10 protein-coding genes are annotated in these 14,678 nt (G+C 75.5%); 7 read left to right on the top strand and 3 right to left on the bottom strand.

Translation table 11 applies throughout. The features are described 5' to 3' along the window. The first annotated feature begins 154 nt into the window (after positions 1–154). From AC1C2V_RS10040 to AC1C2V_RS10015, 6 genes are read left to right on the top strand one after another with little or no spacing between them, the layout of a single operon-like run. Complete coding sequence (locus tag AC1C2V_RS10040; protein ID WP_495389451.1) at positions 155–1,366, top strand: ADP-ribosylglycohydrolase family protein; 1,212 nt, start codon at positions 155–157, stop codon at positions 1,364–1,366. Next, on the top strand, positions 1,363–2,835 hold the full coding sequence (locus AC1C2V_RS10035; RefSeq protein ID WP_495389450.1) for an ADP-ribosylglycohydrolase family protein: 1,473 nt from the start codon (positions 1,363–1,365) through the stop codon (positions 2,833–2,835). Before AC1C2V_RS10040 ends, AC1C2V_RS10035 begins: the two co-directional genes overlap by 4 nt. Continuing rightward, the gene (locus tag AC1C2V_RS10030; RefSeq protein ID WP_495389449.1) at positions 2,832–3,779 is read left to right on the top strand and encodes a ribokinase; all 948 of its coding nucleotides are present in this window, start codon (positions 2,832–2,834) and stop codon (positions 3,777–3,779) included. Before AC1C2V_RS10035 ends, AC1C2V_RS10030 begins: the two co-directional genes overlap by 4 nt. Positions 3,780–3,830: 51 nt before the next feature. After that, entirely contained in the window at positions 3,831–5,945 is a 2,115-nt protein-coding gene (locus AC1C2V_RS10025) for an SUMF1/EgtB/PvdO family nonheme iron enzyme (protein ID WP_495389448.1), read from the top strand. Further along, entirely contained in the window at positions 5,942–7,150 is a 1,209-nt protein-coding gene (locus AC1C2V_RS10020; RefSeq protein WP_495389447.1) for a CaiB/BaiF CoA transferase family protein, read from the top strand. The genes AC1C2V_RS10025 and AC1C2V_RS10020 overlap by 4 nt, the downstream gene beginning before the upstream one ends. After that, positions 7,147–8,049: an HpcH/HpaI aldolase/citrate lyase family protein gene (locus AC1C2V_RS10015; RefSeq protein ID WP_495389446.1), complete on the top strand. Its 903-nt coding sequence runs from the start codon at positions 7,147–7,149 to the stop codon at positions 8,047–8,049. Before AC1C2V_RS10020 ends, AC1C2V_RS10015 begins: the two co-directional genes overlap by 4 nt. A gap of 50 nt (positions 8,050–8,099) precedes the next feature. Here AC1C2V_RS10015 and AC1C2V_RS10010 read toward each other — a convergent pair whose 3' ends face one another. From AC1C2V_RS10010 to AC1C2V_RS10000, 3 genes are read right to left on the bottom strand one after another with little or no spacing between them, the layout of a single operon-like run. Then, a complete protein-coding gene (locus AC1C2V_RS10010) occupies positions 8,100–9,716 on the bottom strand; it encodes a carboxylesterase/lipase family protein (RefSeq protein ID WP_495389445.1) in 1,617 nt (538 codons plus the stop codon). Positions 9,717–9,758: 42 nt separating this feature from the next. After that, the gene (locus AC1C2V_RS10005) at positions 9,759–11,402 is read right to left on the bottom strand and encodes a carboxylesterase/lipase family protein (RefSeq protein WP_495389444.1); all 1,644 of its coding nucleotides are present in this window, start codon (positions 11,400–11,402) and stop codon (positions 9,759–9,761) included. Positions 11,403–11,461: 59 nt separating this feature from the next. Continuing rightward, complete coding sequence (locus AC1C2V_RS10000; protein WP_495389443.1) at positions 11,462–13,111, bottom strand: carboxylesterase/lipase family protein; 1,650 nt, start codon at positions 13,109–13,111, stop codon at positions 11,462–11,464. Positions 13,112–13,368: 257 nt separating this feature from the next. Here AC1C2V_RS10000 and AC1C2V_RS09995 point away from each other — a divergent pair, with 257 nt between their 5' ends. After that, a complete protein-coding gene (locus AC1C2V_RS09995) occupies positions 13,369–14,571 on the top strand; it encodes an ROK family transcriptional regulator (protein ID WP_495389442.1) in 1,203 nt (400 codons plus the stop codon). Positions 14,572–14,678 lie beyond the last annotated feature (107 nt).

Genomic DNA, 14,678 nt, shown 5'->3' with positions numbered 1-14,678 from the left:
CCCCTGTTTTTTAAACACCTTCCATGGGGGGGGGGAAGAAAACCCCACGGTGCCTTTTGGGTGGCCCACCCCCCCCCCCCCCCACGACAGCCCGCCGCGGCGGGCGGACCGGGGGCGCGAGACACGCGCCCCGCAGAACGACGAGGGAGTGACCGTGACCTGGCTGGACGACCGATCGATGGCCGTGATCAGCGGCGCTGCGGTGGGCGACGCGCTCGGCGGAGCCGTCGAGGGCTGGACCCCGGAGCAGATCGAGGAGCGCCACGGCGGCCGGGTGACCGGGATCGTGGGCCCCTGGTACCCGAACTGGCGCGACGCGCGCCCCATCGCCCCGTACCACAAGGGCGACGGGCACATCACCGACGACACCCTCATGACCCGGGCCGTCGTGGAGGTCTACGCCAAGCGCCGCGACCACCTGGACGCGTACGCCGTCGCCGAGGACCTGGTGCCCCTGATGATCGGGGAGCCGCGCTGGATCCCCGAGCTCGAGTCGACGGCGCTGCTGCTGCAGCGCGTGTTCCTCGCCGAGAAGTGGATGGTCGCGCGGCTGCACTACGGGCACGTCGACCCGCGCGAGGCGGGCGTCGGGAACGTCGTCAACTGCGGGGCCGCGATGTACGTCGCGCCCGTCGGCCTCGCGAACCCCGGCGACCCGCGCGGCGCGTACGCCGAGGCGATCGACTTCACCGGGGCCCACCAGTCGAGCTACGGCCGCGAGGCGGCGGGCGTCTTCGCCGCCATGGTCGCGGCCTCGGTGGCGCCCGGCGCCACGCTCGACGACGTCGTGCACGCGGCGCTGGACGTCGCGCACGACGGCACGGCGGACGCCCTGCACGCGATGGTCGAGGCGTTCGAGGGGTGGACCACGGCGCCCACCACCGACTCCGAGGAGCGGGAGCTCGGGCGGCTGGTGCGCGAGACGGTGGCCCCGTTCGACTCCGTCGGCCCGGCCTACCGGCAGATGTCGATGGACGCGCGCCGCCCTTCGCGGACGAAGTCGATCGAGGAGCTGCCGGCGGCGCTCGGCCTGCTGCTCGGGCACCGCGGCGACTTCCGGGGCGCCGTGCTCGCGGCCGTGAACTACGGGCGCGACGCCGACTCGATCGCCGTCATGGCGGGCGCGGTCGCCGCCGGGCTCGGCGGCAGCGGCGTGGTCCCCGCCGAGTGGCTGGACGAGATCGAGGAGGCGAGCCGCACGGACGTCCGCGAGACGGGGCGGCTCATGGCTTCCGCCGCGGCGGACATCGTGCGCGCCGACGCCGAGCGGGCGCGCGCCCGCCTGGCCGGCATGGATGCGCTCGACGCTGCCGCGCCGGCCGGGTCTGACGCTCCCGGGCGCGACGCCGTCGGGGAGCCCGCGTGAGGCTCACCTGGGCCCAGCCGGAGGACCTGCTCGCCCACGAGCTCGTGCAGTCCGCCGCCGAGGGCAAGGAGACGGCCGACGTCCGCGAGCGCTGGGTGGCCGCCGGGGGAGACCCGGCGCCCGCGGTGAGCGGCGCCGGTCCGGTGCCCGCCACGCCCGCGCTGCGCGCGCTGGCCCGGGAGCTGCTGGACGAGCTCGACGCCCGGCCCGCCGCCGCGGCGCCGCAGGAGCCGGACGACTGGGACGCGATCGCCGGCCTCCTCCCCGCCGCCCCGCGGCTGCCGCGCCCGGGGTCCGACCTCGACGCCCGGGTGCTCGGCGCCTGGACCGGCCGCGCCGCGGGCTGCCTGCTCGGCAAGCCCGTGGAGAAGATCCCGCGCGCCGGGATCGAGGAGATCCTGCGCGCCACGGGTCGCTGGCCGCTGGACCGCTGGTTCACCGCCGTCGGGCTGCCCGACGACGTCGCCGCCCGCTGGCCTTGGAACCGTCGCTCCGCCCCGACCTCCCTCGAGGAGAACATCCACGGGATGCCGGAGGACGACGACCTCAACTACCCGATCCTCGCCCTCGAGCTGCTCGAGGCGCGCGGCCGGGACTTCACCACGGACGACGTCGCCCAGCTGTGGCTCGACCTGATGCCCGCCGGGCGGTCGTTCACGGCCGAGCGGGCGGCGTACCGCAACATCCTCGACGCGCGCCCCGTGCCCGGGACGGCCACGCACCACAACCCGTTCCGCGAGTGGATCGGCGCCCTCATCCGCACCGACCTGCTCGGCTGGGTCAGCCCCGGCGACGTGCGCGAGTCCGCACGGCTCGCGTGGACCGACGCCCGCCTCAGCCACACCCGCAACGGCGTGTACGGGGCCATGTGGGCCGCGGCGCTGGCGTCGGCGGCCGTCGTGTGTGACGGCGTGGACGAGGTGCTCGACGCCGGTGACGCGGTAGTGCCGCCGGGCAGCCGCCTCGCGGACGCCGTGCGGCTCGGCCGCGGGCTGGGCGCGGCGTCCGACGGCAGCGAGCCCGCCGTGCGCGCCGACCTCGACCGGCTGCATGCCGCCTACGGCGACCTGCACTGGGTGCACGTGCTGCACAACGCCGCCGTGATCGCCTACGCGCTCGCGGCGGGGCGCGGCGACTTCGGCGCCAGCGTGCCGATCGCCGTGACCGCCGGCTGGGACACCGACTCCGCGGCCGCCACGGTCGGCGGCGTCGTCGGCGCCCTGCGCGGCGCGGACGGGATCGGCGAGCGGTGGTCGGCGCCCCTCGACGGGCGGATCGCCACGTCGCTGCCCGGCGGCGAGCGGAGCATCGCCGATCTCGCCGCGCGGACGGCGGCGCTCGCGCGCCGCGCCCCGGCGCAGCAGGCTGGCGACATGACGGGCACATCGGCAGGCAGTTCAGCGGGCACGACGAACGAGTCGACGAACGAGTCGACGAACGAGTCGACGAACGAAGGGGAGATGGCGTGAGCGCGGACGGGCGCGTGGTCGTGGTCGGTTCGGCCAACGTGGACCTGGTCGTCGACGTGCCGCGGCACCCGGCCGGCGGCGAGACGATCCTGGGCGGGGACCTCCGCCGCAGCCCGGGCGGTAAGGGGGCCAACCAGGCCGCCGGCGCGTCGCGGGCCGGGGGAGCCGAGACGTCGTTCGTGGGTGCGGTGGGCCGCGACGAGTCGGCGGACCTTCTGTTTGCGTCGCTCCGGCGGGCCGGCGTGCACACCGACCTGGTCTGGCGGGTCGACGTCGCCACCGGCACGGCGCTCATCACGGTGTCGCCGGACGGCGAGAACGCGATCGTCGTCGCGCCCGGCGCGAACTCGCACCTGGCGATCCAGGAGCCGCAGGCGCGGCGGATCGCCGCGGCGGACGTCGTGCTGGCGCAGCTGGAGATCCCGCTCGACGTCGTCCTGGCCGCGGCCGCGGCGCGCCGCCCGGGCGCGCTGCTGGTGCTCAACGCGGCGCCGTCGCGCCCGCTGCCCGACGACGTGTGGGACGCCGTCGACGTGCTCGTGGTCAACGAGCACGAGGCGGCCGACCTCGCCGACCCTGCCGGATCTGCCGACCCTTCCGGTCACGCCGAGACGGCCTCGGACGCCGAGGCGCTCGCGGCCGCGCTGCTGGCGCGCGTGCCGGCGGTGGTCGTCACGCTCGGCGGCGACGGAAGCCTGGTGGCGCGCCGCGGTGAGCCGGTCGTGCGCGTGCCGGCCCACACGGTCGAGGCCGTCGACACCACCGGCGCGGGCGACACCTACTGCGGCGTGCTCGCCGCGGCCCTCGCTCGTGGGGAGACCTTGCCCGACGCCGCGCGCCTCGCCGCCGCCGCCGGCGCGCTCGCGGTGACCCGGCCGGGGGCGCAGGACGCCGTGCCCGCCGCCTCGGAGGTCGCCGCGCTCGCGGCCTCGGGGACCGCCTGAGCCGGTCCGCCTGAGCGCGCCCGCCCCCTCCGACAGCCGTAGAGAGCAGCCATGACGTACACGTTCGACCCGCTCGTCCCGCGCCCGATCGACCTGCCCACGACGGTGCCTCTCGACGGCCCGCTGGCCCCCGAGCAGAGCACGTCGCTCGACGAGGCGAAGATCTTCGTCGGTCCGCAGGACCCGGCCGACCGCCCGGCGTGGCGCGAGCGCCTCGCGACCTGGCGCGCGGACGCCCGAGAGCGGCACGGCTACACCGGCGCCGCCTACGACCGGCCCGGGGCCGGGTGGGCCGCGGGCTGCCGCACGGTGGCGCAGGTGTGGCTGTGGGACGAGCTGCTGTACTCGTTCGCCGAGCACCGGTTCACCCCGGAGGTCTTCCTCGCCGACGCGCGCGAGCGGTTCGCCGGCCTCGACGCCGTCGTGCTCTGGCACGCCTACCCGGTGATCGGCATCGACGACCGCAACCAGTGGGACTTCTACCGCGACGTGCCCGGCATCGTCGACCTCGTGGCGACGTTCCACGACGCCGGCCTGCACGTCTTCGTCGACTACAACCCCTGGGACACGGGCACCCGCCGCGGCGAGGACGACCTCACCGAGCTGGCCGCGCTGGTGCGTGACCTCGGCGCGGACGGCGTCTTCCTCGACACCCTGAAGAAGGCGGAGCCCGAGCTCGTGGCACGGCTGGAGGCCGCCCGGCCCGGCATCGTGCTCGAGGGCGAGTCGAAGCTGCCCGTCGAGCGCATCGAGGACCACTCCTCGTCCTGGGCCCAGTTCTTCGCCGACTCGCCCGTGCCCGGCGTGCTGCGGGCGCACTGGTACGAGCGGCGGCACATGCAGCACCACGTGCGGCGCTGGCACCGCGACCACACCGAGGAGCTGCAGTCCGCGTGGCTCAACGGCGTGGGCGTGATGGTGTGGGAGGTCGTGTTCGGGGTGTGGGTCGGCTGGTCGGCACGCGACGCCGCGACCGTGCGGCGCATGGTGACCGTGCAGCGCGCGGCGCGCGAGCTGCTGCTCGACGGCGACTGGACCCCGCTCGCGGAGCTCGCCCCCGAGGCCGAGGCCGCCGGGGTGTACGCGTCGCGGTGGGAGGCCGACGGCGTCGTGCTGTGGACGCTGGTCAACCGCGGCGACGAGGACTATGCCGGGCCCGTGCTCGCGGTCGGCGACGAGCGCGTCACCGTCCCCGCCCGGGGCATCGCGGCGCTGCTGCACACCGGCGCCGGCGCGCCGCCGTGGGCGGCCGGGCTGCGCGCCGTCGTCGACGTCCTCGACGGCGGCCTCGACGGCGGTCACAAGGATGGCCACGAGGGCGGCGCGCTGCGCCACGACCCGGACGCCCGCTTCCCGCACCGCCTCGCCCGCCGGCTCCGCGCGGACGCCCCGAACCAGCGAGGTCTCGGTTTCGACAGGCTCAACCAGCGAGCGGGCCTCGCGCCCGACGCCGGTCCCGACGTCCTGCCCGACCGCGACGCCGTCGTCGTGCCCGCCGGCCCGTACGTGCTCACGGTGCGCCACCGCGCCCGGGAGACCGGCATGTACCAGGGCGCGCCGTACGTCGACGAGTGGAAGCCGCTGCCCCCGCGCCTGCACGACGCCCGCACGCTGCAGCGCGACGGCGAGCTCGCCGCGCCGGTCGCCGTCGGGCTCACCGAGGTGACGAACGCGCAGTTCGCCGTGTTCCTCGACGCCACCGGCTACGCGCCGGCCGTGGGGCACCGCTTCCTGGCGCACTGGGCGGACGGCCGCCCGGTGCCGGGCACCGAGGACGAGCCGGTGACGTTCGTCGACCTCGACGACGCGCGGGCGTACTGCGCCTGGCGCGGCGGGCGGCTGCCCACCGAGGACGAGTGGCAGCTCGCGGGCGAGGGGCGACCCGGGCAGCCGGCGTTCCGCCGCGGCACGCCCGCCGTGTGGGCCTGGACGGACAGCGAGCACAGCGACGGCCGCACGCGGTACGTCATGCTCAAGGGAGGCAGCGACTACCGCGCCGAGGGCTCGGACTGGTACGTCGAGGGCGGCCGGCACGCGCCCGACTACGCGGTGAAGCTGCTGCTGCCCGGCCTCGGCCTGGCACGCGGCGCGACGGTCGGGTTCCGGTGCGCGTGGGACCTGCCGGACGCGCTGCCCGTGACGGACACGACGGAGGTGACCCGATGACCGTCTCGCGCGACCCCGGCTCCGGCGCGCTCGCCGGCCTCCGCGTCGTCGACGCGTCCACCCTGTTCGCCGGCCCGATGGCGGCCATGCACCTCGGCGACATGGGCGCCGACGTCGTCAAGGTGGAGCACCCGACCAAGCCCGACCCGTCGCGCACGCACGGCGCGGCGAAGGACGGCGTCAACCTCTGGTGGAAGACGCTCGGGCGCAACAAGCGCACGATCACGGCGAACCTCGGCAGCGCGGGCGGCCGGGAGGTCTTCCTCGCGCTGGCGGAGCGCTCGGACGTCGTCATCGAGAACTTCCGGCCGGGCACGCTCGAGCGGTGGGGGCTCGGCTACGACGAGCTGTCGGCCCGCAACCCGCGGCTCGTGCTGGCGCGGGTCAGCGGTTTCGGGCAGCTCGGGCCGTACCGCACGCGCCCCGGCTTCGGCACCCTCGCGGAGGCGATGAGTGGGTTCGCCGCGATGACCGGCGAACCTGACGGCGCGCCCACGCTCCCGCCCTTCGGCCTGGCGGACGGCGTGGCTTCCCTGGCGACGGCGTTCGCGATCATGGTCGCCCTGTCCACGCGGGAGGCCACGGGCCGCGGGCAGGTGGTCGACACCGCCATCGTGGAGCCGATCCTCGCGATGCTCGGGCCGCAGATCACCCGCTGGGACCAGCTGGGCACGGTGCAGCCGCGCACCGGCAACCGGTCGGCCAACAACGCGCCCCGCAACACCTACCGCACCAGCGACGGGCAGTGGGTCGCGGTCTCCACGTCGGCGCAGTCGATCGCCGAGCGGGTGATGCGCCTCGTGGGCCGCCCCGAGCTGATCGACGAGCCGTGGTTCGCTCGCGGCGTCGACCGGGCGCAGCACGCCGACGAGCTCGACGCGGCGGTGGGCGGCTGGATCGCCGCGCGCACGCGGGACGAGGTGGTCGCGGCGTTCGAGGAGGCGCAGGCCGCGGTGGCGCCGATCTACGACGCGCACGACATCGTGGACGACCCGCAGTTCCGCGCCCTCGGGACGATCCACGAGATCGACGACCCGGAGCTCGGCCCCGTGCTCATGCAGGGTCCGCTGTTCCGGCTGTCCGGCAACGACGGCGTCATCCGCCACACCGGCCGGCCCCACGGCGCGGACACGGACGCCGTGCTCGGGGAGCTCGGCTTCGCGCCCGAGCGCGTCGCGGCGCTGCGGGACGAGGGGGCGGTATGACGCCGGGCACGGCGGCGAGCCCCGGGCACGACGCCCCGGCCGCGCAACCGCTCACCCTCCTGTACGTGCCTGCCGACCGTCCCGACCGCGTCGCGAAGGCGCTGGCCTCCGGCGCGGACGCCGTGCTCGTCGACCTGGAGGACGCCGTCGCCCCCGCGGCGAAGGGCACCGCGCGCGGGAACCTCGCGGGGTTGCTGGGCGGCGAGCCGTCGGACTTGGCCGACCATCCCCAGGTGCAGGTGCGGATCAACCACGCGGGCACGCCCTGGCACGCCGACGACGTGGCCGCCGTGGCGGCCCTGCCCGGCGAGGTCGCGGCGCGGGCGCCCAAGGTGGAGACGCCGGCCGAGGTGCGGGCGCTCGCCGCCGCGCTGCCAGGCCGCCGCCTGCACCTGCTGCTCGAGACCGCGCTGGGCGTGGAGCGGGCGTTCGAGCTCGCGTCCGCGTCGCCGCAGGTCGCGTCGATCGGCCTGGGCGAGGCAGACCTGCGCTCCGACCTGCGCGTGGACGACGATGCCGGCCTGACCTGGGCGCGCGCCCGGGTGGTCGTGGCGGCGCGCGCCGCCGGGCTGCCGGCCCCCGCGATGTCCGCGTACACCCGGGTGCACGACCTCGACGGCCTGGCCGCGTCGTGCCGCGCCGGCCGCGCGCTCGGGTTCTGCGGCCGCACCGCCATCCACCCGGCCCAGCTCGACACCATCCGCCAGGCCTTCGCCCCCACCGCGGACGAGGTCGTCCGGGCGCGCGAGGTCGTGCGCGCCGTGGCCGACGCCGCGGCCGCCGGGTCGGGCACCGTTGTCCTGGCCGACGGCACGTTCCTCGACGTCGCGATGGTGGAGCGCGCGCGCTGGACCCTCGACCTGGACGCCCGGGCCGGCGGGGGCCCTTCGACGGCCTGATCCCGGCACGTCACGCCAGGACGGGCCACGATCCGACCCACAACGGGAGGTCAGGGGAGCGAGGCCCAGACGTCGCAGCTGTGCTGGGAGTCGAAGTCGGCCGCGGGCAGGACGGCGGTGCGCCCGCCGGTCTGCAGAGCCAGGCGCTCGGCGTCGCCGTAGTCGGCCCAGGTGGGCGCCCCGCGTCCGTTCGGGTCGCCGGTGCGGGCGAACTGCGTCCAGTACCCGATCATGAGGTCGGAGAGCCGCAGCTGGGCGCGGTCGAAGGGCTCGTCGGTCGCCGAGCCCCACAGATAGGGCAGCTCGGAGGAGTGCCCGGTGCCGACCGGGAACGACGACGGGACCGTCATGTACGGCCGGCCGGGAGCGGTCTCGTCCTGGAACTCGTAGGCGTAGGTCGGTACGTGGGCCGCCAGGGAGTCGAGCACCGGCTGGCCGGTGCACACCCGCTCGTCGGTGCCCACCTGGGCGAGCGCGAGACCAGGGGTGTCGAAGTCGTCCAGCGGGTAGGCGGCGAGCAACGCGTCGGCGTCGTCCCCGTGCTCCGCGCGGACGGCGGCCTCGTACCCGCTCGCGGGCAGCGGCTGTGCCACGAGGTCGTGCTGCTCGTAGACGAACGCCCGGTCCTCGTTGCGCGTGCTGCCGAAGATCACGGGCACCGCGTTGAAGTCGCCGGCGGCGAACGCCTCGGCGGGCGACAGCGGGAGGTCGGCCCCGCCCGGCACGGTGCTGCCGCGGGCGCCGAGCTCGATCTGCGCGGCGAGGACGTCCTCGGCCGGAGTGGCACGCAGGCACGCGAGCCGGGCGGCGTCGTCCGTGCAGCCGAGCTGCTCCGCGACCCGCACGGCCTGGTCGGCGGCGTCGTCCTTCGTGGCCGTGGACCCGCAGCTGCCGGAGCTCTCGATCACGGCGCGGTCGAACAGCCCCTCCGCGGTCGGGGAGGCCATGAGGAAGCACACGGCCCCGGCGCCGGCGGACTGCCCGGCGATGGTCACGTTGCCGGGGTCGCCCCCGAACGCGGCGGCGTTGTCGTGCACCCACTGCAGGGCCTGGACCTTGTCGAGGTTGCCGTAGTTGCCGCCCGACGCCCCGTCGGGGGACTCGGCGTCGAGCTCGGGCAGGAACAGCCCGCCCATGAGGCCGAGCCGGTAGCTCACGGAGACCACGACGGCGCCGCCGCGCTGCGCCATGCGTGCGGGTGCGGCGTCCTGCGACGACCCGTTGATGCTGCCGCCGCCGTGGAAGAACACGATCACGGGCGTGCCGTGCGCCACCCTGCGCGGCATGTACACGTCGAGGAACAGGCAGTCCTCGGTGGTGCTGGCCGCGGCGTCGGGCCGCCAGAACACGGCCTGCTGCACGCACTCCGCGCCCGGCTTCGTGGCGTCGCGCACGCCGCGCCACGGCTCGGCGTCGGTGGGGCGTTCCCAGCGCCCGGGGGGCGCGGCGTACGGGACGCCGAGGAACTCGCGGCCCTCCTTCGTCGTGCTGCCCCGCAGGGCGCCGTCGTCCGTGCGGACCACCGCCGCGCCGGGCTTCTGCCCGCCCGTGGCCGGGTGCGCCCCGGCGTCGTGCAGGGTGCCGGTCATGCTGCCGGCCAGGGCGGCGGCGGCCAGGGCCGTCGTCGCCGCGAGGGTGGCGAGTCGTCGTGAGCTGCGGAACCTCATCGTGCACGTCTCCTGTCGGTATCAGGCGGGGAGCGACCGGTATCAGGCGGGGAGCGACTCGAAGAAGTCGCAGTGGTGGAGGTCGTCAAGGCCGCTGGTGACGCCGATCTCGGGGGCGAGCCGGAGTGCCTTGCCGGACTCGTGGTCGTACCGCGGCCACCGGGGCTCGCCCGGCGCCGAGGGCCTGCCGGTCCGGGCGAACGTCGCCCAGTAGTCCTGCATCGCGTGGGCCAGCTCCTCCTGGTCCGCGGTGAGCGGCCGGTCGCCGAGCGTGAAGTCGAACAGGTACGCCAGCTCCGCGCTGTGTGCGCTCGACATGTCGATCCCCGGGGGCTGGAACCCGAACAGCGTGGGGCTCGTCGGGTCGTCGAACAGGTACCGGTATACCGGCACGCCCTGGTCGAGGAACAGCTCGGCGTTGACTCCCACGGAGCAGCCCGCGCCGGCATCGGTGCGCAGCGCGGCCAGGGCGTAGAACGGCAGCTCGTACGCGTCGGCGGGGTACTCGGCGAGCACCAGCGGGCCGGCGGTCGGCCCGTACTCGTCCATGACCAGCTGCTCGTACTCCTGCGCCGTGATGTCGGCCAGCTGCTGGCTCTGCAGCTTCTGCTCCCAGCGCGTGCTACCAACGATGACGGGCACCCGGTGCCAGTCGCCGGCGGCGATCGCGTCTCCCGACGCCTGCGGCAGGGTGGGCGTCCCGACGTACCCGCTCGTCCCGTCCACCTGCCCATAGGCCTGGACGAGCGCCGCGGGCCATGCCTTGCGCAGGCACTCGAGCTGGTCGTCGCCCTCGGGGCAACCGGCCGCGGTGGCGTACTCGTTCCCGGCGACGCGCGCCTCCTCGGCCGTGCCCCCACCCCCGCGGCACGGCGAGCTCTGCATGACGGCGCGGTCGATCATCCCGGCCGTCAGGGGAGTGGCGAGGAGGTTGCACACGGCCCGCGACCCGGCCGACTGACCGAAGGCGGTGACGTTGTCCGCGTCGCCGCCGAACGACCCGATGGACCGCTGGACCCAGCGGAGCACCTCCACCTGGTCGAGCATCGCGAAGTTGCCGCCCACGTCGGGGTTCTCGGCGTCGAGCCCCGGCAGGGCCAGCTGGCCGGAGGCGCCGAGCCGGTAGTTCGCCGACACGAGGATGACGTTCTCGCGGTCGGCGAGGGTCTGGCCGCCGTAGAGCACGCCCGAGCCCTGGGTACCCGCGCCACCGTGGTAGAAGACCATCACGGGGAGCTTCTCGCCACGCCGGACGGAGGCCGGCCGGTACACGTCGAGGTACAGGCAGTCCAGGCTCGTGGGCTGGTCGTTCTTGACGCCGGTCGCCTCGAACTGCAGGCAGGCCGGCGCCTGCTCGGTAGCGTCGCGCACGCCGTGCCAGGCGGCGGGCGCGACGGGCGCCTTCCACATCCGGTCGTAGACCGGCGGCTTCGCGAACGGGAGGCCGAGGAACGCCTGGGCCCCGTCGAGGGAGCGGCCCTGCACCGTGCCGTCCGGCGTCCGGACGCGCAGGCTCTGCTCTCGGCCCCGCGCGTCGTCCGGGTGCGCCTGCTGCGCCGACGCCGGCACGGTGAGGGCCGCCGCGACGAGCCCGACGCTCAGCGCCACGGCCGCGGGGCCCCGCGCTCGCCGGTGCCGTTCGGGTCGTCGCCCGCCGCGGCGCAGGCTGGTCGGGAGGTGCAGCATGTCGACTCCTTCGTCGGTGGTGCGGTGGGTCAGGGACTCAGGACCGGTTCAGGACCAGTTCAGGATTCGGTGCCCACCTCGTCCCACAGGTCGCAGCCGTGGGCGTCGTCGATGGCGGAGCTCCGCACGACCTGCCCGCTCGGGGCCGTCAGCTGCATGATCCGGCCGTCCGGCCGGTAGCGCGGCCAGTCGGGCGCGAACCGCACCTCGGGCTTGCCCGTGGTGACGAAGGCCGACCAGTAGCTGATCATCTGGTCGGACAGCCGGACCTGGTCGGCGCTGAACGGCAACGCCGTGCCGAGGTAGTCCCACAGGTAGCCGAGGTCGTTCACGTGGGTGGCGCCGAACGGGTAGTCGGTGCCGAGCCGCCAGATCGACGTGAACGGCGGGCCGTCCTGCTCCGCGAACTCGTAGACGTAGGCGCGGTTGCCCGCGGCCATGCGGTCGCGGGTGTTCTGGTCGCGGCAGGCGCGCTGGTCGCTGCGCACGTCGCCCCACGCGACGGTGGGCGAGGCGTAGTCCGAGGCGGGGTAGGCGTCGCGCACGGTGTCCGCGTGCTCGCCGAACGTGTCGGCGATCAGGTCGTCGAGGCCCGCTTCGGTGAGGGGGTTCCCGGCGTAGTCGTAGGTGGCGAAGACGCTCTGCTGGGACTCGTCGGAGGTGCCCCCGAGCAGCACGGGCACGTCCGCGAGCCGCCCCCGCGCGAGGAGCTGCGCGGGGTCGGTGGGCAGCACCGCGTTGCCCGCGACCGCGCCGGACTGGCGCGCCTCCTGCTGCGCCGCGAGCACCTCGGCCGACGACGCCGAGCGCAGGCACGCGACCTGCGTGGACGCCTCGGTGCAGCCGAGCTGCGCGGCGAGCTGCTCGCCCGAGTCCTGGGCCTCGTCGGGCGTGCGGGCGGAGCAGCCGCCGCTCTGCATGATCGCGCGGTCGAACAGGCCCTCGGACCCGGGGGCCGACAGGTGCACGCAGGTGTTGCCCGCGCCCGCGGACTGCCCGCCGATCGTGACCGAGCCCGGGTCGCCGCCGAACGCCGAGATGTTGCGCTGCACCCAGCGCAGCGCCGCCTGCTGGTCGAGGATCCCGAAGTTGCCGGCGGAACCGTCGTCCCGGTTCGCGGCCTCGAGCGCGGGGGTGTCGAGATACCCCATCGCGCCCAGGCGGTAGTTGATCGTCACGAAGACGACGTCGCTGCGGGAGACGAACTTGGCGGGGTCGGTGTCGCGGCCGGCGCCGCCGGTGTTGCCGCCGCCGTGGATCCAGACGAAGACGGGCAGGTCGCGGTCGGTGGACGTGCTCGGCCGGTAGACGTTGAGGTACAGGCAGTCCTCGGTGAGGGTCGGGTCCTCGTAGCCCGGGTCCCACCCGGTGCCCTGGACGCACGACTGGCCGGGCTCCGTGGCGTCGCGGACCCCGCGCCAGGAGTCTGCGGGCCTCGGGGCGCGCCACCGCAGGTCGTCGACGGGCGACGCGGCGTACGGGATGCCCAGCCAGGAGGTCAGCATCGAGGCGGCCTCGCCGCGGACCTTGCCGTTCCTGGTCGGCACGACCGTGCCCACCGGGTCACGCTCGCGCGCGGTCTGCTGGGTGTCGTGGGTCGTGCCGGCCCCGCCGGCGCCGAGCATCGCCGGCGCCTGCGCCAGCCCGACGACCAGGCTCGCGGCCAGGACGGCTCCGCCTGCGAGGCGGCGAGTTCTCGATGGACGCATGACTTCCCTCTCTCCCGTGCACATCGCTGTGCTCCGGTCCCTCTCGGGTGATGCGTGCGCCGGGTGTCGTCGTCGGCACCCGTCCGGCCGATCGTCTGCGCGGGCTCGCCCGGCGGCAACCGAAACGCGCTCGGGGCAGCCGATTCCGAAGCGGGCGTTGCCGGAAGGGCGTCGGTCCGGTGCCGCCCGCCCGGACCGTCCTCGTCGATCTGACAGATCGCACGACAGAACCCCGCCGGCCTCGTACGATCCGACGCATGGCCATGGCGAGCCGCACGTCCCTGCGTGACGTCAACCGCGAGCGTGTCCTGGGTCTCGTGCGGCAACGCGGCAGCACGAGCCGTGCGGACATCGCCCGCGAGACGGGGCTGTCGCGGCCGACCGTGTCCGCCATCGTCGCCGAGCTGCTGACCGACGGGGCACTGGCACGGTCCGGGACCCGCCCGCACCCGGAGCGCGGGCGGCCCCCGGAGCTCGTCGAGGCGGCCCCGGCGCCCGGGCTCGCGCTCGCGGTGGACCTCGGCCGGTCGCACGTGCGCGTCTTGGTCGCGGACTCGGAGGGCCGCATCGTGCGGGAGCTGGCCCGGTCGTTCCCCGCCCAGGTGCCGCTCACCAGGATCGTCACGGCGGCGGCCGGCCTGGTGGGCGAGGTGTCCCCGCTCCTGCTCGGCGCCGGGGGAGCGGTCGGGGCGACCGTCGGCGTGCCGGTGCCCGTCGACGCGGACGGGCGGCCGTCGGGAGCGCTGCGCGGGGTCGACGTGATCCGGGACCTGGGGCTGGGCGAGTGCGCGACCCGTGTGCGCGTCCGGGTGCGCAACGACGCCGACCTCGGCGCCGTGGGCGAGCTCGTGTACGGCGCCGGCCGGGGGCTGCGCCACCTGGTCCGGGTCAAGGTCGCCCACGGCGTCGGTGCGGGGATCGTGCTCGGCGGCGCGTTGTACCGGGGCGACGGGTTCGCCGGCGACATCGGCCACGTGCGCGTGACGAGCAACGGTCGTGTCTGCTTCTGCGGGAACGTCGGCTGCCTCGAGACGGTCGCCTCCCTCGCGGCACTGACCGGGGCCCTGCAGCACGCCCACCCCGAGCGGGTGGTCGACGTGGGGACCCTGCTCCGGCTGGCCGAGGCCGAGGACCGCGGCGCGACGACCCTGCTGTACGAGGCGGGGATGTACGTGGGCCGCACGCTGGCGCAGATCGTCGCCGTCCTGAGCCCGGAGGCGGTGCTCGTCGCGGGCCTCCCGGGAGCCGCGGGCGAGCGCCTGTTCCACGGGGTGCGCGACGCGCTGAGCCGGTTCGGCAGCTCCGGGACGACGCGGTCCCTGCTGGTCGCCCGCGGCCCGCTGCGCCAGCGGGCCCAGGTGCTCGGTGGCATCGCGCTCGCCTTCGAGCGATGCCCGGAGATCGCTGGCCCGCGCGACGCACCGGTGGTGGGCGCCGCCGGAGCTGCCAGCCCGGTGTAGTCCGGCGTCGCCTGTCGCGATGACGACATGACGATCTGCGACACGGCCGACCCGGTGACACCGCACGCCGGGTGACACATCCTCGGAGGCGGGCTCGTCGGAGCCCT

This window comes from Isoptericola sp. Y541 (assembly GCF_059445465.1).
The sequence above is the reverse complement of the archived record's forward strand: the minus strand, read 5'-3'. Positions and strand labels throughout refer to the sequence as shown.

What these genes read in the sequence shown, in the direction of transcription:
- AC1C2V_RS10005 (WP_495389444.1), bottom strand. Translation starts at nt 11,402, where the DNA reads ATGCTGCACCTCCCGACCAGCCTGCGCCGCGGCGGGCGACGACCCGAA.
- AC1C2V_RS09995 (WP_495389442.1), top strand. Translation starts at nt 13,369, where the DNA reads ATGGCCATGGCGAGCCGCACGTCCCTGCGTGACGTCAACCGCGAGCGT.
- AC1C2V_RS10015 (WP_495389446.1), top strand. Translation starts at nt 7,147, where the DNA reads ATGACGCCGGGCACGGCGGCGAGCCCCGGGCACGACGCCCCGGCCGCG.
- AC1C2V_RS10025 (WP_495389448.1), top strand. Translation starts at nt 3,831, where the DNA reads ATGACGTACACGTTCGACCCGCTCGTCCCGCGCCCGATCGACCTGCCC.
- AC1C2V_RS10010 (WP_495389445.1), bottom strand. Translation starts at nt 9,716, where the DNA reads ATGAGGTTCCGCAGCTCACGACGACTCGCCACCCTCGCGGCGACGACG.
- AC1C2V_RS10020 (WP_495389447.1), top strand. Translation starts at nt 5,942, where the DNA reads ATGACCGTCTCGCGCGACCCCGGCTCCGGCGCGCTCGCCGGCCTCCGC.
- AC1C2V_RS10000 (WP_495389443.1), bottom strand. Translation starts at nt 13,111, where the DNA reads ATGCGTCCATCGAGAACTCGCCGCCTCGCAGGCGGAGCCGTCCTGGCC.